Origin of the sequence: Bradyrhizobium sp. HKCCYLR20261 (assembly GCF_051168435.1) — a bacterium.
Lineage (GTDB): Bacteria > Pseudomonadota > Alphaproteobacteria > Rhizobiales > Xanthobacteraceae > Bradyrhizobium.
Genome location: NZ_JBNPUZ010000006.1, coordinates 58,345 through 77,947, shown reverse-complemented (window position 1 = coordinate 77,947; position 19,603 = coordinate 58,345). Strand labels below are relative to the sequence as shown.

Annotated in this window: 16 protein-coding genes; 10 read left to right on the top strand and 6 right to left on the bottom strand. The window is 66.3% G+C overall.

Translation table 11 applies throughout. The annotated features are described in order from the left end of the window. Nucleotides 1-583 precede the first annotated feature (583 nt). On the top strand, nt 584-1,141 hold the full coding sequence (locus tag ACQR1L_RS15770) for an HD domain-containing protein (protein ID WP_434858855.1): 558 nt from the start codon (nt 584-586) through the stop codon (nt 1,139-1,141). Between the two features lie 40 nt (nt 1,142-1,181). Here the strand turns inward: ACQR1L_RS15770 and ACQR1L_RS15765 are convergent, their stop codons facing one another. Then, nucleotides 1,182-1,502, bottom strand: coding sequence for a hypothetical protein (locus ACQR1L_RS15765; RefSeq protein ID WP_434858854.1), 321 nt, complete (start codon nt 1,500-1,502; stop codon nt 1,182-1,184). Nucleotides 1,503-1,721: 219 nt separating this feature from the next. Between ACQR1L_RS15765 and ACQR1L_RS15760 the strand changes: the two genes are divergently transcribed. Together ACQR1L_RS15760 and ACQR1L_RS15755 are read left to right on the top strand one after the other, a co-directional pair. Next, complete coding sequence (locus ACQR1L_RS15760) at nt 1,722-2,069, top strand: DUF1127 domain-containing protein (protein WP_434858853.1); 348 nt, start codon at nt 1,722-1,724, stop codon at nt 2,067-2,069. A gap of 349 nt (nt 2,070-2,418) precedes the next feature. Continuing rightward, a complete protein-coding gene (locus ACQR1L_RS15755) occupies nt 2,419-2,646 on the top strand; it encodes a hypothetical protein (protein WP_434858852.1) in 228 nt (75 codons plus the stop codon). Between the two features lie 30 nt (nt 2,647-2,676). Here the strand turns inward: ACQR1L_RS15755 and ACQR1L_RS15750 are convergent, their stop codons facing one another. Then, entirely contained in the window at nt 2,677-3,291 is a 615-nt protein-coding gene (locus tag ACQR1L_RS15750; protein WP_434858851.1) for a CinA family protein, read from the bottom strand. Between the two features lie 368 nt (nt 3,292-3,659). Further along, nucleotides 3,660-4,841, bottom strand: coding sequence for a bifunctional 2-C-methyl-D-erythritol 4-phosphate cytidylyltransferase/2-C-methyl-D-erythritol 2,4-cyclodiphosphate synthase (locus ACQR1L_RS15745; RefSeq protein ID WP_434858850.1), 1,182 nt, complete (start codon nt 4,839-4,841; stop codon nt 3,660-3,662). 467 nt (nt 4,842-5,308) lie between these two features. On the opposite strand from ACQR1L_RS15745, the gene dusB reads away from it, so the two are divergent. From dusB to hflX, 7 genes are all read left to right on the top strand, one after another. After that, nucleotides 5,309-6,262, top strand: a complete 954-nt coding sequence (gene dusB / locus ACQR1L_RS15740) for a tRNA dihydrouridine synthase DusB (RefSeq protein WP_434859242.1) — start codon at nt 5,309-5,311, stop codon at nt 6,260-6,262. After that, entirely contained in the window at nt 6,259-7,446 is a 1,188-nt protein-coding gene (locus tag ACQR1L_RS15735) for a two-component system sensor histidine kinase NtrB (RefSeq protein ID WP_434858849.1), read from the top strand. Before dusB ends, ACQR1L_RS15735 begins: the two co-directional genes overlap by 4 nt. A 9-nt stretch (nt 7,447-7,455) precedes the next feature. Next, complete coding sequence (ntrC, locus tag ACQR1L_RS15730) at nt 7,456-8,898, top strand: nitrogen regulation protein NR(I) (RefSeq protein WP_434858848.1); 1,443 nt, start codon at nt 7,456-7,458, stop codon at nt 8,896-8,898. 179 nt (nt 8,899-9,077) lie between these two features. Then, a complete protein-coding gene (locus tag ACQR1L_RS15725) occupies nt 9,078-11,420 on the top strand; it encodes an ATP-binding protein (RefSeq protein ID WP_434858847.1) in 2,343 nt (780 codons plus the stop codon). A gap of 17 nt (nt 11,421-11,437) precedes the next feature. Further along, nucleotides 11,438-12,808, top strand: a complete 1,371-nt coding sequence (locus ACQR1L_RS15720; RefSeq protein ID WP_434858846.1) for a sigma-54-dependent transcriptional regulator — start codon at nt 11,438-11,440, stop codon at nt 12,806-12,808. Nucleotides 12,809-13,078: 270 nt separating this feature from the next. Continuing rightward, nucleotides 13,079-13,327, top strand: coding sequence for an RNA chaperone Hfq (hfq, locus tag ACQR1L_RS15715; protein ID WP_006613906.1), 249 nt, complete (start codon nt 13,079-13,081; stop codon nt 13,325-13,327). A gap of 27 nt (nt 13,328-13,354) precedes the next feature. After that, complete coding sequence (hflX, locus tag ACQR1L_RS15710; RefSeq protein ID WP_434858845.1) at nt 13,355-14,731, top strand: GTPase HflX; 1,377 nt, start codon at nt 13,355-13,357, stop codon at nt 14,729-14,731. A gap of 7 nt (nt 14,732-14,738) precedes the next feature. Here hflX and ACQR1L_RS15705 read toward each other — a convergent pair whose 3' ends face one another. The 3 genes from ACQR1L_RS15705 to ACQR1L_RS15695 are packed head-to-tail and all read right to left on the bottom strand — an operon-like array spanning nt 14,739 to nt 19,571. Then, the gene (locus ACQR1L_RS15705) at nt 14,739-16,511 is read right to left on the bottom strand and encodes a thiamine pyrophosphate-requiring protein (protein WP_434858844.1); all 1,773 of its coding nucleotides are present in this window, start codon (nt 16,509-16,511) and stop codon (nt 14,739-14,741) included. Next, a complete protein-coding gene (locus ACQR1L_RS15700; protein WP_434858843.1) occupies nt 16,489-18,174 on the bottom strand; it encodes an FAD-dependent oxidoreductase in 1,686 nt (561 codons plus the stop codon). Before ACQR1L_RS15700 ends, ACQR1L_RS15705 begins: the two co-directional genes overlap by 23 nt. Nucleotides 18,175-18,197: 23 nt before the next feature. Beyond that, the gene (locus ACQR1L_RS15695) at nt 18,198-19,571 is read right to left on the bottom strand and encodes an MFS transporter (protein WP_434858842.1); all 1,374 of its coding nucleotides are present in this window, start codon (nt 19,569-19,571) and stop codon (nt 18,198-18,200) included. Nucleotides 19,572-19,603 lie beyond the last annotated feature (32 nt).

Here is a 19,603-nt window from a genome sequence, read left to right as displayed (position 1 = left end):
AAAAAAGCAGGCGGCAGTCACCACAGGTTCAGCCGACATCCGGCATTCCCTGCGCGATGGTCTTCACGCTTATACGCAGTCTCCCCGGGGACCGGCTGTCTTGCCCCCGTGACCGGCGGATCATCACCGCCGGCGTGACACCAGCATCGGGGTGTCAGGACGCTGCGACTTCACGTCCGCCCGGAGCCGTTCGTCGGCACGTCCGAAGACGCGCTGCGGCTCACCGGCGGCCATCGCCTCCCCACCTCGCGTGTCGTGACGATCGCGATACGCCCCTCGTGTCGAGGCGGGATGAGGCATAAGAAGCATGAATTCTGGAAATACGAAATAGGAATATTTTCGCGGTCAGGACTGGACAGTGAGTCGAGCGTTGAAAGCGCTGGAGAAATTCGTCGCGCGGCGCACGGCTCCGGCTTCGCGGTCAGCAGGCTCGAGAGAGCGCAAGGCAGCCGATACGGGCTTGCAGCCCAGCTGATTTGCCCGACGGGTGGGCTATGCTGGCGCGCGATGTCCCCCGGCGCGACCGGCTGCGTCTCACGTCTGCGGCGATGATCTGCGATCGCCAGGAGAAGAAAGCAAACCGATGTCACTCTCGACCATCTACGACGACGCGCTGGTCTATGCAGCGCAGCTGCATCGCAGCCAATTCCGCAAGGCCAGCAACGTGCCCTACATCGCGCATCTGCTGAGCGTCTCCAGCCGGGTGCTGTCGGCCGGCGGCACCGAGGTGCAGGCCATCGCCGGCCTGCTGCACGACGCCGCCGAAGACCAGGGCGGCCAGCCGACTCTGGACGAGATCCGCCGGCGGTTCGGTGATGGCGTCGCCGACATTGTCGCGGACTGTACGGATTCCTGGGTAGAGCCGAAGCCGGAATGGCGTCCCCGCAAGGAAGCCTATCTCGCGAAGCTGCCACACAAGCCGGTGTCATCGCTCCTCGTGTCGCTCGCCGACAAGGTCGACAATGCCGAGGCGATCACGCGCGACCTCGACGAGGTCGGTGACGCCGTCTGGCAACGTTTCACCGGCGGCAAGGACGGGACGATCTGGTACTACCGCACGCTGAGCAGCATCTTCGATCAGGCGTTGCCGGGGCCGTTGGCGCGGCAGCTTGCGCGGACGGTGGGCACGTTTCCGTCCTAGCTGACGCGCATGCGCGGTCCGGTCGCTCCGTGCGAGCGGATCATGAACATAGCTTGGCACCGAGCGCACGCAGGCACGAGAGGCAGAACACGGCCTTGCGCTCCAGACGATCGTGGGCGGCATCGAATAGCGGCCAAAGTCCATTCTCATCGACGTCGATCGACGCTTCTGGCAACTCTGTCGGTGCGGCAAGCCCGGCCAAGCCGAGTTGATCGAAGCAGGCGTCGCAGACGAACAGGTGTCCCGGGATCGGGAGGCGATGACCGTCCGGCGTTCGTCCTTGCGCGACCTGTTGCGCGATGTGCTCGCAAGTCTCGGCGAGGACGGCGCGCCCATGTGTCGGGCAGACGATGATGCCCATTCGCTGTCTCCGAGGATGACAACTTCAGATCGATCAGCTATACAGCCGATCATGATCACCGTCGCCTCCCATCGTTTCGGTCGTTGGACGCACCGTCACTCACGGGCGGCGGGAGGATCAAGCGCAATCTGATGAATTGCAGTCTTTGATCCGAACAGCCGCCAGAGACCTGGCGGCTTTTTTGTTGCCGGCAGGTCTTCGTTTCGAGGGGAGCCCGTCATGCCGAGCACGACCGACGATCCGAGCCTCAGCGCTATCGGGACGCGCGGATTGCGTGGTGTCGCGCATGCGCCGCGGATCTTCGAGCACTGTCGCGGTCGCTCCGCGCGACGTCCTGCTTCGCCAAAGCCGGGAGCCAACGTCTACTACTTGCCGCATCCCGTGGCCGACCCCGGCGGCGCTGAGCCCGAGCCAAAATCGCTGCTCCGGCTCTGGTGGGCACGCTGGCGCGAGCGCCGCTGCTTCGCCAGGGAACTGCCCTGGCTCGCCGACGAAGTGCTGGAGGACTACGGCCTCACGCGCGACGAAGCGCGGCGGTTGTGCCGGCGACCGTTCTGGCGTGCGTGAAGACTTCAGCTGAAACGGAGGGGCCGGCCCACCCACCGCTGTCATCCCGGGCAAGCCTTCACGGCGCATAGCGCCGTGAAGGCGCCGACCCGGGATCCATACTCCGCAGCAGATCTGGTCAAACGAGATCTGAGCCACGGACGTGCCGCCACACTGGATCCTGTGGTTATGGATCCCCGCTTTCGCGGGGATGACGACCGAGGGTGAGGCGACAGCGTCGCCTCACCCTCATGAGCAGGCAAACGCGGGTCGTTGATGATTGGTCTACGGCGGGGCAAAGTATAGCCAGCCCGCCACTCGCGAGCGGCGGAGGACTTCCACCTATTGCTTGCCGGTCCAGATTTCCAACATGACTACTCTGCTTGAGAAAGCTTTCGATGTGGCACGCCAGCTTCCGGCCGAAGAGCAGGACGAATTGGCGCGTGTGCTGTTGCGCCTGACCGGGCACGACGATGCTCGTGTGGAGTTGACCCCCGCAGACCTTGCTTCGTTTGAAGGCTCTCTTCGCGAAGCGGATCAACGCGAGTTCGCGACCGATCATGAGATCAGCTCGATCTGGGCGAAGCACGGTCTCTGAAGCTTCGCTTCACTGAACCTTCAACGGCCCCTACGTCCTTGGCCGCCTTGGTGGCCGCTTCACCGGATGCAACCTCGGCGCCCGCGCCACGCGCGGACGCAATCGCGTCGCCGCCGCGCGCTTCGGCTTGGCCGGTAGCTGCGGCCTCGCCAGTTCCATCAGCATCCGCAGCGCCTCCAGCACCGACCGTGTCCGCACCGTGCTGCGGCCGATGGCGCCGAAGCGGTGCTCGCGGTGGGTGATGCGGCCGTCGCGGGCCGCGACGGCGAAGTGGACGAGGCCGACCGGCTTGCCGGGGGTGGCGCCGCCGGGGCCGGCGATGCCGGTGATCGCGACGGCGAGGTCGACGTCGGCGCGCTCGAGGGCGCCGACGGCCATCTGGATCGCGGTCTCCTTGGAGACGGCGCCGAAGGTCTGCAATGTGGAGGCCTCGACGCCGAGCATCGCGCGCTTGGCTTCATTGGAATAGGTGACGAAGCCGCGATCGATGACATCGGAGGAGCCGGGGATCTCGGTGAGCGCGGCGGCGACCAGGCCGCCGGTGCAGGATTCGGCGGTCGCGATCATCAGCTTGCGCGACCGGCAGAGGTCGAGCAGCGAGCGGGCCAGCGCACTGGTGGAGCCGATTTGACGTTCGCTCGCCATGTCCCCGGTCGTCCTCGAAGCGATAGCTACCCCAACAACACCGCGCCGAAGAGAGAGTGCCCCGATGGATTTCGAGACGCTTCCATGGGCTCGGTTTCACCTCTCCCTGCCAGTGCGAAGCGAGGCTTCGCTCGGGCTGGGAGAGGTCGGATCGCATCGTCAGATACGATCCGGGTAAGGGGGGCTGTCCGCACGCACCGCCCGTGCGGCTGCCCCTCACCCCAACCCTCTCCCCGTAAGAACGGGGCGAGGGAGCGCACCGCGGTCGCGGTGATAGCTCGACTCAAACTCTGATTGGATCAATCTCGTACCTCGATGTCAGGAGCGGAGGTCTCCGTCACCTGGTCGGATCGATCCAGTCCTACTCGCTACACCCCCCACGGCAGCCGGATCGTCGCGCTGGCTGTCGCCGCAATACCTTCCTCGCGGCCGGTGAAGCCGAGGCGTTCGCTGGTGGTGGCTTTCACGGCGATGCGCGAGATGTCGACGCCGGAGATTTCGGCGATGCGGGCGCGCATCTGGTCGCGCAGGGGGCCGATCTTCGGGCGCTCGCAGATCATCGTGACCTCGAGATTGGCGATGCGGCCGCCGCGGGCGGTGACGCGCTCGATGGCGTATTTGAGGAACTGGTCGGAGGAGGCACCCTTCCACTTCATGTCGGAGGGCGGGAAGTGCGAGCCGATGTCGCCGTCGGCCAGGGCGCCTAAAATCGCGTCAACCAGAGCGTGCAGGCCGACGTCGCCGTCGGAGTGGGCCAGGAAGCCCTTGCTATGCGGCACACGCAGGCCGCACAGCCAGACATGGTCGCCTTCGCCGAAGGCGTGGACGTCGTAGCCGGTGCCGGTCCTGATGTCGCCGAGCGAGGCTGCGAGGCGCGCTTCCTCGCGCACGAAATCTTCCGGGGTGGTGAGCTTCATGTTGGCAACATCGCCCTCGAAGGTCGCGACGGTCAATCCCGCCCATTCGGCAATCGCCGCATCATCTGTGAACTCGGTGAGGCCCTCGCGCGCCGCGCGGCGATGCGCCTCCAGGATGGTGTCGAATCTGAAGGTCTGCGGCGTCTGCGCGATGCGCAGTTTCGCGCGCTCCGGCGTCGCGGTGATGTCGCCGGCGGCACCGACTTCCTTGATCGTATCGGTGACGGGCACGACGGGGATCGCGGCGCCGGTCTTGTTCGCAGCGACGATCGCCCGCGAGATCACGGCCGGTGTCACGAAGGGACGGGCGGCGTCATGGATCAGCACGATCTCCGGCTTGTGCGGCACCAGCGCCTCGAGACCTGCGAGCACCGAGGCCTGACGCGTTGCGCCGCCATGCGCGGGCGGCTCGTGGCGCAGGCCCGACACCGCCGCGTTGAACACCTCGATGTCATCGGGATTCACCACCGGCTGCACCACCGCGACCTCGGGATGCTCGGCGAAAGCCGCGAGCGCGCGATGGATGACGGTGCGGCCGCCAATGCTGCGATATTGCTTCGGACCGCCGGCGCCGGCGCGCAGGCCACGGCCGGCCGCGACGAGAATGGCTGCAGTCCGCTGAGAAGTCGTCATGGGAACAGGGTATCGATGCTGATGAGATGAGGGAGCGGTGAATGGTCGCGGCTTCTTACATCCGCAGAGGATGTTAAGCGAGCAGGATCACACATTGCATGAGGCGCGGCGGCGACTCCGGTTAAGGTGAAGGGTGCAACATCACCTCGACGGGCAGACTTGGTCCGGGCCTGGCCCGGTCTTTCACGCATCTGCACGAAGCCATGCAAAAACCCGGCAGCTCACGGGTTTACCATGACTGCCGAACAAGCATATTTTGCTGCACTGCACTTGAAATGTGGATGGTCTTGGCTAAAGTGTAGGCATGACGCTTGACTGCCCAAGAATTGTGCTTGAGAGTGCAGGGCAGACGCAATGATGCGTCGCATGAGCTTTAAGAGTCGTTCGTGACCGGTCCGGCCAAAACACCTGCCAAACAGTTGAAGATAGGCGACGTTTTGCTCGCCAACCGGGCTGTCCTCGCGCCGATGTCGGGCATCACCGACGCGCCGTTCCGCCGAGTCGCGGCCGAGCTCGGCGCAGGCCTGGTGGTCTCCGAGATGACCGCGAGCGACGATCTGGTGCGCGGACGGTGGATATCGCGGCTGCGCTGCGAGGCCAGCGGAATCGGCCCGCATGTGGTGCAGCTCGCGGGCTGCGAGGCGCACTGGATGGCCGAGGGCGCCAAGGTCGCGGCAGATGGCGGCGCCGACATCATCGACATCAACATGGGCTGTCCGGCGCGCCACGTCACCGGCGGCCAGTCCGGCTCGGCCTTGATGCGCGATCTCGATCATGCGCTGACCCTGATCGAGGCGACCGTCGAGTCCGTCGACGTGCCCGTGACCCTGAAGATGCGGCTCGGCTGGGACGAGCGCAGCCTGAACGCGCCGGAGTTGGCGCGCCGCGCCGAGGCCGTCGGCGTGCAGCTGATCACCGTGCATGGGCGGACGCGGCAGCAGTTCTACAAGGGCGAGGCCGACTGGAGCGCGGTGCGCGCGGTGAAGCAGGCCGTCGACCTGCCGGTCGTCGTCAATGGCGACATCACGAGCTATGAGGACGCCCGCGAGGCGCTGGACGCCTCCGGCGCCGATGCGGTCATGATCGGCCGCGGCGCGCAGGGGCAGCCCTGGCTGCCCGGCCAGATCGGCCGCAGGCTCGACGGCGGGGCCGAGGAGGGCGCGCCGGAGCTCGCCCGGCAGCTCGATCTGCTCACGGCGCTCTATGACGAGATCTGCCGCCACTATGGCGAGCGGGTCGGCCTGCGCCACGCCCGCAAGCATCTCAGCTGGGGGCTCGACGTCGCCGCCGAGCATGCCCAGGCGCCAGCCGAAAAACTGAAGGCGTGGCGCGAGCGTATCCTGACATCGGAGCAGCCGTCCCAGGTGCACCGGGCGCTGCGCGAGGCCTTTGACGATTTTGCCTGGAGTGCAGCCGCATGAGCTCAGCCGCAGAACAGCGCAAGCGCCTTCCGTCGGATGGCGATGCCATCCTCAACGCCCTGCCGAATCCGGTCCTGGTCATCGGCCCGGACGGCATGATCATGGACGCCAACATGGCGGCGGAATCGTTCTTCGATTCCTCGACGCAGTTTCTGCAGCGGCAGTCGCTCAAGAAGCTGGTGCCGTTCGGCTCGCCGCTGCTGGCGCTGATCGACCAGGTGCGCACCACCAACGCGCCGGTCAACGAGTACAAGGTCGACCTCGGCACGCCGCGCACCGGCGCCGACCGGCTCGTCGATCTTCATGTGGCCCCCTTGCCGGAGCGGGCAGGGCACATCGTGGTGATGCTGCAGGAGCGCACCATCGCCGACAAGATGGACCGCCAGCTCACCCATCGCAGCGCCGCGCGCTCGGTGATCGCGCTGGCCGCGATGCTGGCGCATGAGATCAAGAACCCGCTGTCGGGCATCCGCGGCGCTGCACAGCTGCTGGAGCAGCAGGCCTCCTCCGAGGACCGCATGCTGACGCGGCTGATCTGCGACGAGGCCGACCGTATCGTCACCCTGGTCGACCGCATGGAGGTGTTCGGCGACGACCGGCCGGTGGCGCGCGGGCCCGTCAACATCCACTCCGTGCTCGATCATGTGAAGCGGCTGGCGCAGTCGGGCTTCGCGCGCAACATCCGCTTCATCGAGGACTACGATCCGTCGCTGCCCCCGGTGCTGGCCAACCAGGACCAGCTGATCCAGGTGTTCCTGAACCTGGTCAAGAATGCCGCGGAAGCGGTCGTCGACCTCGGCTCGGACGCCGAGATCCAGCTCACCACCGCCTTCCGTCCGGGCGTGCGGCTGTCGGTGCCCGGCAAGAAGTCGCGGGTGTCGCTGCCGCTGGAGTTCTGCGTCAAGGACAACGGTCCCGGCGTGCCCGAGGACCTGATGCCCAATCTGTTCGATCCGTTCGTGACCACCAAGCCGACCGGAAGCGGCCTCGGTCTTGCATTGGTCGCGAAGATCATCGGCGACCACGGCGGGATCATCGAGTGCGAATCGCAGCCGCGCAAGACGACCTTCCGGGTGCTGATGCCGATGTACAGCGCAACCAAACAACAAGACCACGGCCCAAAAAACAGCATTGGCGACGACGTTTCGGGGACGTCGTTGCATGCCTCTCAGGGATCAAATTGAGGACCACCCATGCCTGCAGGTAGCATTCTCGTTGCCGACGACGATACGGCCATCCGCACGGTCCTGAACCAGGCGCTGTCACGCGCCGGCTACGAGGTGCGGCTGACCGGCAATGCCGCCACGCTGTGGCGCTGGGTGAGCCAGGGCGAGGGCGATCTCGTCATCACCGACGTGGTGATGCCCGACGAGAACGCGTTCGACCTCTTGCCGCGGATCAAGAAGATGCGGCCGAACCTCCCCGTGATCGTCATGAGCGCGCAGAACACGTTCATGACCGCGATCCGGGCCTCGGAGCGCGGCGCCTATGAGTATCTGCCGAAGCCGTTCGACCTGAAGGAGCTGATCGCGATCGTCGGCCGCGCCCTCGCCGAGCCGAAGGAGCGGGCGGCGAGCCAGCCCGACGACAACGAGTTCGAATCGATCCCGCTGGTCGGCCGCTCGCCGGCGATGCAGGAGATCTACCGCGTGCTGGCGCGTCTGATGCAGACCGACCTCACGGTGATGATCTCCGGCGAGAGCGGCACCGGCAAGGAGCTGGTGGCGCGCGCGCTGCACGATTACGGCAAGCGCCGCAATGGCCCGTTCGTCGCCGTCAACATGGCGGCGATCCCGCGCGACCTGATCGAATCGGAACTGTTCGGCCATGAGCGCGGCGCCTTCACCGGCGCCAACACCCGCGCCTCCGGCCGCTTCGAGCAGGCCGAGGGCGGCACCTTGTTCCTCGACGAGATCGGCGACATGCCGATGGAGGCGCAGACACGGTTGCTGCGCGTGCTGCAGCAGGGCGAATACACCACCGTCGGCGGCCGTACCCCGATCAAGACCGACGTCCGCATCGTCGCGGCCTCGAACAAGGACCTGCGCATCCTGATCCAGCAGGGGCTGTTCCGCGAGGACCTGTTCTTCCGCCTCAACGTCGTGCCGTTGCGGCTACCGCCGCTGCGCGAGCGCATCGAGGACCTGCCGGACCTGGTGCGCCACTTCTTCGCGCTCGCCGAGAAGGACGGGCTGCCGCCGAAGAAGCTCGACGCTGCCGCGCTGGAACGGCTCAAGCAGCACCGCTGGCCGGGCAATGTCCGCGAGCTCGAAAACCTCGCCCGCCGCCTCGCGGCGCTGTACCCGCAGGACGTCATCACGGCGTCGGTGATCGATGGCGAGCTGGCGCCGCCGGCTGTGACCACCGGTTCGAACGCGCCGACCTCGATCGACAATCTCGGCGGCGCCGTCGAAGCCTATCTGTCCTCGCACTTCCAGGGTTTCCCGAACGGCGTGCCGCCGCCGGGCCTGTATCACCGCATCCTCAAGGAGATCGAGATCCCGCTGCTGACGGCCGCGCTGGCCGCCACCCGCGGCAACCAGATCCGCGCCGCCGACCTGCTCGGCCTCAACCGCAACACGCTGCGGAAGAAGATTCGCGACCTCGACATCCAGGTTTACCGCAGCGGCGGCTGATGACGGTGATTTGATACTCCCAAGGCGGGCGCAAACCCGCCCCAGCTGAGAATTATTGTAGACAAACCCGCGACGGACTTCCGCGCCGTGGATTTGTCGCAATTTGGCAACAGCGTGGTAGGAATGCATCAGTCCGATTCCCCGGACGTGCCGCGTTCATCCTCACCACCCTTGCCGGAATGACCAGCGCAGAAACCTCGGCCACCCCTTTTGATTCCGCGTCCGCCGATGGCCGACGCTGGACCTGGCGCACCTGGCTGGCGCCGGTGGCGGTGGCGCTCGCGCTGCTGTCGGCCTTCCTGACCTTCATCGTGCTGGTCGGGCTGACCCCGGTCGAGCCGACCACCGAGGTGGTCAAGACCTTCTATTTGATCGACGCCGGAACGATCCTGATCCTGGTCGGGATCATCATCCGCGAGGTCTGGCAGGTCGTGCAGGCCCGCAGGCGCGGCCGGGCAGCGGCGCGGCTGCATGTCCAGATCGTCAGCCTGTTCTCGGTGATCGCGGTGCTGCCGGCGGTGCTGGTCGCGGTGGCCGCCAACGTCACCATCGACCGCGGTCTCGACCGGCTGTTCTCCGGGCCCGCCAAGGTCGCGATCCAGAACTCGCTGACCATCGCGCGCGCCTACATGCAGGAGCACGCCCAGTTCATCCGCGGCGACATCATCGGCATGGCCACCGACATCGCGCGGGCGCGGCCGCTGTTCGACCAGGACCGCGCCAGCTTCCGCGAGCTGCTGACCGCCAGCGCCGCCTCGCGCAACCTGCCGGGCGCGATGATCATCGACAAGAACACCAACCCGATCGTGTGGGCGGAGACCGGCGGCGTGCAGCTCGCCTATTCGCCGCCGGCGCCGGAGTTCCTCAACAATGTCGGCGAGCAGGAGCCGGAGATCGCGGTCCTGCCGGAGTCGAACTACGTCGCCGCCGTGATCCGGCTGCGCGCCTTCAACGACACGTTCCTCTACGTCGCCCGTCCGCTCGATCCGCAGGTCGTCGACCAGCTCAAACAGACCGAGCTGTCGGTCGCCGAATATGCCCAGGTCGAGGCGCGGCGCTTCGGCATCCAGATCGCCTTCGCCCTGATGTTCGCGGTGATCGCGCTGACCATCCTGATGGCCTCGGTGCTGATCGGGCTGAACTTCGCCAACTGGCTGGTGGCGCCGATCCGTCAATTGATGAATGCCGCGCACACCGTCTCGACCGGCGATCTCAACGTCCAGGTTCCGGTGCATCGCTCGGAGGGCGATCTCGCCCAGCTCGGCCAGACCTTCAACAAGATGACGCAGGAGCTGCGCACGCAGCGCGACGAGCTGGTCAGCGCCAGCGACCTGATCGACAGCCGCCGCCGCTTCATCGAGGCCGTGCTGTCCTCGGCCTCAGCGGGCATCATCGGCGTGGATGCGTCCGGCAGCGTCGGCATCCTCAACCGCTCCGCCGAGAAGCTGATCGGCCATGCCGAGCAGGAGGTGCTCGATCATCCGCTGTCGGACGTGCTGCCCGAGCTCGACGACATGATGAAGACCGCGCGCGAGGGCAAGCAGCGCCTTGTGCAGGGACAGATCACGATCCAGCGCGACGGTCACGAGCGCAATCTGTCGGTGCGCGTCACGGCCGAGCAGACCAACCAGGCGCGCGACAGCTACATCATCACGCTCGATGACATCACCGAACTGGTCTCGGCGCAGCGCACCTCTGCCTGGGGCGACGTCGCGCGCCGCATCGCACACGAGATCAAGAATCCGCTGACGCCAATTCAGCTTTCCGCAGAACGGATTCGCCGCAAATTCGGCAAGGTCATCACCGAGGACAAGGCCGTATTTGAGCAATGTACCGAGACGATCGTGCGGCAGGTCGACGACATCAGGCGAATGGTCGACGAGTTCTCGCGGTTCGCGCGGATGCCCAAGCCCGTGATGGAAGGCGAGGACGTGGCCGACACCGTGCGCCAGGCCGTGTTCCTGATGAAGGTCGCGCATCCCGAGATCGACATCGAGACCGAGATCAAGCAGGACCCGCTACGCGCGCAGTTCGACCGCCGGCTGATCTCGCAGGCGCTGACCAACATCATCAAGAACGCGACCGAGGCGATCGAGGTGGTGCCCGAGGCGGAACTCGGCAAGGGCCGCATCGACGTCGTCGCCTCGCGCGAGGGCGAGGACGTGCTGATCGACGTGATCGACAATGGCATCGGCCTGCCGAAGGTGGCGCGGCAGCGCCTGCTGGAGCCCTATGTCACGACGCGCGCCAAGGGCACCGGCCTCGGACTCGCGATCGTCGGGCGCGTGCTGGAGGACCATGGCGGCAAGCTCGAGCTGAAGGACGCGTCCGACTTCCGTTCCGGCCAGCGCGGCGCCTGGATGCGACTGCGCTTCGCCGTCTCCGGCCAGGCCGCGAAGACGGATGCCAAGGAGCAGGCGGGGGCCACAAACAATGCGCAGAAGACCGGCAGCGGCGAAACCGCAGACCCGGTCCAAACGACCAATGATGAACCAAAGATCCAAGCCGCAACCGGCAGCTGACGAGACAGGCGTGACCCATGGCGAGTGATATTCTGATTGTCGACGATGAAGCCGATATCCGGGAGCTGGTTGCCGGCATCCTGGATGACGAGGGCTTCACGACGCGAACCGCGCGCGACAGCGATTCGGCGCTCGCGGAGATCACGAGCCGGCGTCCGAACCTGGTGTTCCTGGACATCTGGCTGCAGGGCTCCAAGCTCGACGGCCTGCAGCTGCTGGAGCAGATCAAGAAGGACCATCCCGATCTGCCGGTCGTGATGATCTCCGGCCACGGCAACATCGAGACCGCCGTCGCCGCGATCAAGCGCGGCGCCTATGACTTCATCGAGAAGCCTTTCAAGTCGGACAGGCTGATTCTCGTCGCGACGCGCGCGCTGGAGAACTCGCGCCTGAAGCGCGAGGTGCGCGAGCTGAAGCAATTGGCGCCGACCGCGAGCACGATGACCGGCCGCTCGCCGTCGATGAATCAGTTGCGCCAGACTATCGAGCGCGCCGCCAAGGCCAACAGCCGCATCCTGATCGTCGGCCCGCCGGGCTCGGGCAAGGAGCTCGCCGCGCGCACGCTGCACGCGCAGTCGCCGCGCGCGGAGGGGCCGTTCGTCGTCATCAACGCCGCCGCGATCACGCCGGAGCGGATGGAGGAGGAGCTGTTCGGCATCGAGCAGTCAAACGGCGAGCAGTCGCGCAAGACCGGTGCGCTCGAGGAGGCGCATGGCGGCACGCTGTTCGTCGACGAGATCGCCGACATGCCGCGCGAGACGCAGAACAAGATCCTTCGCGTGCTGGTCGACCAGACCTTCCAGCGCGCCGGCGGCACCACCAAGGTGCATGTCGACGTCCGCATCATCTCCTCGACCGCGCGCAATCTGGAGGAGGAGATCGCGGCGGGCCGCTTCCGCGAGGATCTCTATCATCGCCTCTCGGTGGTGCCGATTCGCGTGCCGCCGCTGTCCGAGCGGCGTGAGGACATTCCCGAGCTGATCGACTATTTCATGGACCAGATCTCTGTCACGACCGGCCTGCCGAAGCGGCAGATCGGTCAGGACGCGATGGCCGTGCTGCAGTCGCATGTGTGGCCGGGCAACGTCCGCCAGCTCCGCAACAATGTCGAGCGCGTGATGATTCTCGCAGCCGGCGGGCCGGAGGTGATCATCACCGCGGATATGCTGCCGCCTGACGTCGGCTCGATGGTGCCGGCGATGCCGACCAGCAACAATGGTGAGCACATCATGGGCCTGCCGCTGCGCGAGGCCCGCGAGGTGTTCGAGCGCGATTATCTGATCGCCCAGATCAGCCGTTTCTCCGGCAACATCTCGCGCACCGCCGAGTTCGTCGGGATGGAACGGTCCGCCCTGCATCGCAAGCTGAAGGCACTGGGGGTGGGCTAGCGCCTCTCAACCCGGCCAACTTTGCCGACTGGACGAATTTACACTGGAAAATCCGTCCAGTTCCGGAATTTTACGGGCGAATCCGGGTCTTTTGGAACCCGCTTCCTTGCAAGCGGCTTGCCTAATATGCTCGCCTGTCTTCTAATCCGGCATCCCGTGGTCCCTCGAGGGGGATCTCAATGGACCATGGGACCATCGATGAATCCGGGGCCTGCGATCGGGTCATCGAAGGTTCAATAAGAAAAAGCACAAGACTGCGAGATAACAACAATGGCGGCCGACCGCGCACAAAACCTACAAGACACCTTTCTCAACCATGTCCGCAAAACCAAGACGCCGCTCACGATCTTCCTGGTCAATGGCGTGAAACTGCAGGGGATTGTCACCTGGTTCGACAATTTCTGCCTGCTGCTCCGGCGCGATGGTCACTCGCAGCTCGTCTACAAGCATGCGATCTCGACGATCATGCCGGGCGCCCCGATTCAGCTGTTCGAAGGCGGCGAGGACGCGTCTGCGTGAGAGTGACCTGACGTGAGAGTGACCTGATTGGAACCCAGGGATCGCCAAGGGTTCATCGGCCTTTCGAGGCCGGATGACGTCAAGACAACGGGGCTGGTCATCGTGGTCGGCCCCTATTTGCGGGCGCGCCGCGGCGATGACGCGCAGTCCGCGCACGCCGACATGCGAGATTTCGAGGCGCGGATCGACGAGGCCGCCGGTCTCGCGCGCGCCATCGATCTTGTGGTCGCCGAATCGATTCTCGCGCCGATCGGGCAGATCCGTCCCGCGACCTATCTCGGCAAGGGCAAGGTCGACGAGATCGCCGGCGTCATTGCCGGGCAGGGCGCTGAGCTGGTCGTGATGGATTGCGCGCTGTCGCCGATCCAGCAGCGCAATCTGGAGAAGGCCTGGAACACCAAGGTGCTCGACCGCACCGGTCTCATTCTCGAAATCTTCGGCCGCCGAGCCAAGACCAAGGAAGGCGCGCTGCAGGTCGAACTCGCGCATCTCAACTATCAGCGCAGCCGTCTGGTGCGCTCCTGGACCCATCTCGAGCGCCAGCGCGGCGGCTTCGGCTTCATGGGCGGCCCCGGCGAGACCCAGATCGAGGCCGACCGCCGCCTGATCGGCGATCGCATCACCCGGCTCGAGAACGAGCTGAAGAAGGTGCAGGCGACGCGGCGGCTGCATCGCGCCGGACGCCAGCGCGTGCCGTATCGCGTGGTCGCGCTGGTCGGCTATACCAATGCCGGCAAGTCGACGCTGTTCAATCGGCTCACGCGCGCCGACGTCCAGGCCGCGGACATGCTGTTCGCGACGCTGGATCCGACCCTGCGCGCGATCACTTTGCCGCATGGCGGCAAGGCGATGCTGTCCGACACCGTGGGCTTCATCTCCAACCTGCCGACCCAACTCGTCGCCGCCTTTCGCGCGACGCTGGAAGAGGTGCTGGAGGCGGATGTCATCCTGCATGTGCGCGACATGTCGCATGAGGATGCCGAGGCGCAGCAGCATGACGTCGAGCTGGTGCTGAGCCAGCTCGGCATCGATCCCCAAGCGACCGACGGCCTCATTGAGGTCTGGAACAAGATCGATCGTCTGGATGAGGCCGCGCGCGAGAATCTCGCCAACATCGCCGCGCGCCGACCGCCGGAGCGGCCGTGCCTCATGGTCTCCGCCGAGACGGGGGAAGGCGTCGACGTGCTGCTGCAGGCGATCGAAGATCGCCTCGCGGCCGCGCGCACCACGCTCGATCTCACGATCGACGCAGCCGATGGCGCCGGGATCTCCTGGCTGCATCGCAATGCCGAGGTGCTCGCCAAGGAACTGCACGAGGGCCACTACGACATGACGGTGCGTGTCGACGCGACGAAGCGGGACATCGTCGTCGAGCGTTATCACGGCGTGCCCCGGGTCGCGTGAGCGGCGGCTAAAGCGGCGTGACTGCAACATGCAGAACTGCGGGGCGGCCGCCATCGACGGCTGCAAGGCAGCGCTCGATGGCTGAATCGAGCGCGTCGGGATCGTCAGTCCGCTCGCCATGGGCTCCGAACGCGCAGGCGATGTCGGCGAGACGCCGCTGCTCGTCCTGGCGCCCCGTCGAAAGTCGCGACAGGAACGAGTCGCTCTGCTGCGCGGCGCCGTCGGGATAGACACGTTGGACCGAGGCCTTCACGGCCTGCCATCCTGCGTTATCGAGGATCACGGTGAAGATCGGCAGCTGATACTGCTGCGAGACGGCATAGACCGAGTCCGGCGCCGCGAAGTGATAGGCGCCGTCGCCGATCACCTGCACGACGCGCGTCTCGGGATTGGCGAGCTTGAGCCCCAGCGCCATGCCGCCGCTGAAGCCGAGCCCGCCGCCGGCCAGACCCACATAGGTCATCGGCCTGGTGCGGCGGAGTTGCTGCTGCAGGACCGGAGCGTTGCGGACCGCCTCGTTGAGCACGATGTCGTCTTCCGACAGCAGCGCCTGCAGCCGGGCAAACAGATAGGCTGGGTTGATGGCGCCGCGTGAGCCCTTCTGGGCAGCCGCAGAGCTCCGCCTGGCCTCTGTGGCCTCGCGGGCCGGCCTCCAGCTTGCGATCCGATCACGGACCTTCTTCAGATAGGTCTCGTTGCTGCGGGCGACGACGATCTCCAGCACCTGGCGCAGAATGACGGCCGAGTCGCCCTGAACGCGAAGGTCGGTCGCGAACCCCCACATCGGAATATCGGCCTTGAGCGCATCGACGTCGATCTGGATCCATCGCAGCCGGTCCGCTGCTCTGAGAGTCTGCGGAATGAACGGGACGTCGATGTCGATCAGGAGACCGAGGTCGGCGTTGGCGACGAGCGCGCCGGGATCGGAGCCGGCGAAGCAGGGCGAGTCCTGGCAGATGTTCATGGTGACGGGATTGAACTCGGCAACGCGAATTCCGCACACCAGCGCCAGCCGCTCGAGCATGGCAACGGCCTCGGCATTGCGTCCGAGATAGGCGGTCAGCACGATCGGGTTGTCCGCTTGCATCAGCGCGTCCGCAATCGCCCAGGCGAGCTCCGGCTCGATCCCTCCCGCCTTGACGCTGCCATAGCGCGCAGGCGGGTAGGTGGGCATGGCGTCGTCGTCCCACAGCTCGGCGAGAACCTCGCGCGGCAGCATCATGTAGACCGGGCCAGGCGGATCGCTGTGCATCACGGCGGCCGCGCGCGCCAGCGCTTCCTTCACGACCACCCCCGAGGGCAGCGTGTAGTCCCATTTGACGTAGGGCCTGACAATGCTGGCCTGATCGAAACTGTCCTGGACGAAGTGGACATACGTATCGCGGCCTCCCGGCAGCTCGCCATGGACGGCGAAAGGCGCGCGCCCGGCGACCAGGAGGACCGGCAGCCGGTAGCGAAAGGCATTCTGGATGCCCATGCAGGCGTTGGCGGTGCCGGCATCGACGTGGACGAAAACGGCCTGGCCGCGGCCTGTCATGGCCGCATAGCCCATCGCCATATGCACCGCGACCACCTCGTGGGGGCATAGGATCACCTCGGGGTGGCATCGCCCCTCGGCGTCCCAGCGTGCGATCTCCTCGATCAGCGACACATGGTCCGTGCCGAGATTGGCGAAGATGTAGTCGATGCCGAGCTCGACCAGCGCCTCGAGGAAATAATGCGCCGTGCTATGGCGGGCAGCGGCGCGGGGGCGCGGATCAGGCGACGACGGCAGCGTCACGATGCATGGCCTCAAGCTGGGGTGCATTGCCACGCAGGCGGTCGAACAGCCGTCCGGGATCGCGCGGTGCGGCCATGCCGCGCCAGGCGATATGCGAATCCGGCCGGAGCAGCAGCAGGTGTTCGGCGAACTGATAGCCGGCCTGGGCGCGGTCGACGTCGACGAGCGCCAAGGGAACGCCCTGACGGGCTGCGGCGTCGACGATCGCTGCGGCATCGACTGCCGGATCGAACCGGACCAGCGTATAGGCCGGGCCGAGGGCATCCAGCAGCGACCGTCCATCCGCGAGCCAGACATGGGGCGCGCGTGCGCCCGGCACCGTGGAGGCGGTGAAGTGGCCCATGCCGTAGGGCGGCGGCGTCTCGCCATCATAGGCGATGGCCGGCGACCGATCGTAGTAGTAGCCGAAGTTCAGGCCGGCGCAGCAATATTGCTGCACGTTGAGGTCATAGGCGGCCTGGCCGACCTTGCTGCGCGCGGCATCGCCAGCGGGGCCATCCATTTCCACTTCGGGAGGGACCGAGCGCCGCTGGCTCATCACGGCAAGCGCGTGGTTCATGGCGAAATGCGACACCTGCTCGGTGATCGGCTGGCGCTCGGCTTCATAGGCGTCGAGCAGGGCAGGGGCGGCCCAGCCCTGGATGACGCCGGCCAGCATCCAGCACAGATCGACGGCGTCGGCGATCCCTGCGTTCATGCCGTAGCCCGCATAGGGAATCCACAGATGCGCGGCATCGCCGCAGATGAAGGCGCGGCGATCGCGGAAGCGGTCGGCGACCAGGCGACGGCCGATCCAATCCTCCTTGCTGATGATCTCGTACTGGAAGCGATCGTCGACGCCGAGGATGGTGCGCAGCGCCCAATCGCGATCGACGCTGTCGAACTCGATCTCCTCGGCTGCGAGATGGTTGTGGATCAGCCAGGTGTCACGGCCGTCGATCGCCACGGTGGTGCCGCAGCGCCTGGGGTTGAGCGACATCGTCATCCAGGCCGGCTTCTGGGTGATGAGATCCTTCAGCGCGGGCGCATGGATGTAGGTCGACTGCACCCGCTGCACGACGTCGGTCCCACCAAGGCGGGAGCCGATCAGCCGGCGCACGGTGGAGCGGCCGCCGTCGCAGCCGATCAGGTAGTCGGCTGAAATCGTGATGTCCTGCTCGGAGTCGAGATCACGGGCGTGGGCGACGACGCCGTTGTCGTCCTGTTCGAACCGATCGAGCTGAACGCGGTTGAGGATCTTGATGCGAGGCTGCGCCTCGGCGCAGGCGAACAGGATGGGCTCGAGATAGATCTGGTTGATGCGGTGCGGCGGCTCCGGCGTCGGCCAATCGGTGTCTGGCCCTCCCGTCGCGGTGTAGCGGTCCTGGCGGGAGGGGATCGGGATGCGCGTCAGCTCGCGCCCGACCACGGCGGTGCGGTAGGCACAATCATTGGGAAAATCAGCGGGCAGGCCGCCGTCGCGCACCTGCCGGACGATGCCGAGGCGGCGAAACACCTCCATGGAGCGCGCCGAGACGTGGTTGCATTTGACGTTCGGCGGCTCGCCGGCGCGCCGGATCTCGGCGACCACGACGTCGATGCCGCGGGAGGCAAGATCCATGGCCGCGGTCAGTCCGACCGGGCCCGCGCCCACGATGAGCACCTGGGTCTGAATCATCTTCATGTCATGCTTTCTTTGCGTGTGATCTAGGCGCGCTCCGGCGCCGAGAGCGCCTCGCGCTGGGGTTCGTCGGAGGTCGGGAGGCTGCCGCGCATGCTGAGGAGCGCCAGTCCCAGGATCACGAGCGCCGAGAACAGTTGCGGCACCGCGCTGGCCTGGAACAGCGAGGCGACGTCCCATTTGGCCGCCAGCATCAGGCCGCCGATGGTGACGCCGAGGATCGAGCCGAACCGGCCGATGCCGAGCGCCCAGCCGATGCCGGTGCCGCGGATGTAGGTCGGATAGATCCGCGCCGCGTAGGCGTTGCAGCCGATCTGTCCGCCAATCACGGCGACGCCGGCAATGAAGACCGCAGGCACCAGGATCGGCAGCGCGGCGCCGGCGACGCCGATGGTGATGATCGACAGAAAGCCGGCGACGTAGGTCACGAACAGCACGCGGTCGAAGCCGAACCGCTCGATCAGCAGCCCGAGGCCGATCGTGCCGAGCATGCCGCCGAGCTGGAACGCCACGCCGACGGCGATCGCCGCCTGGACGTCGAGCCCGACGCCATGCGTAAGCGTCGGCAGCCAGCTGTTGAGGAAGTAGATGTCCATCATGTTCATGAAGAACATGACCCACAGCAGCAGGGTCGGCAGCAGGCGCCGGTTGGTGAAGAGCTGCGGCAGCAGGAAGCCCTTGCCGCTCTCCTCCACGATCGTGAAGCGCGCATCGGCCGGAAGCCGTGCGGATCGATCGATGCGCGCCAGCAGCGCGCGGACCCGGTTGCTCTTGCTCGGATCGAGCGCGAGCAGTGACAGCGATTCCGGAAGCCAGACGATCAGAACCGGGCAAAGCAGCAGCGGCAGGACGCCGCCGATGAGGAAGATGACCTGCCAGCCATAGGCGGTGATCAGCTTGGCCGCGACCGCGCCGCCGATCGCCGAGCCCAGCGACACCGTCATGAACATCAGCATGATCAGTAGGGTGCGGCGGCGCTGCGGCGCGTATTCGCCGGTCAGCGCGATCGTGTTGGGCAGCACGCCGCCGAGGCCGATGCCGGTGACGAAGCGAATGAGCACGAGGTCGGATACGCTTCCAGCCTGGGTCGTCGCCAGCGATCCCAGCGCAAACACGAGGACGCCGGCCACAACCAGCCATTTGCGTCCGAGATAGTCGGCGAGCGCGCCGAACACCAGCGAGCCGACCATCACGCCGAACAGCGAGGCGCCGAACACGGGGCCCAAGGCTCCCGGCGCGAGGTGCAGATCCTTGCTGAGGGCGGGCGCCACGAAGCCGAGCGCCTGGGCGTCGAAGCCGTCGAGCCCGACGACGAGCGCGCACAGGCAGATCACCCGGACCTGGAATCCCGACAACGGTCGTTCGTCGACGTAGCGTGTGAGATTGATCGCTTGCGACAATTGTCCCTCCCCAGTGAGCTTGTTGTTACCTC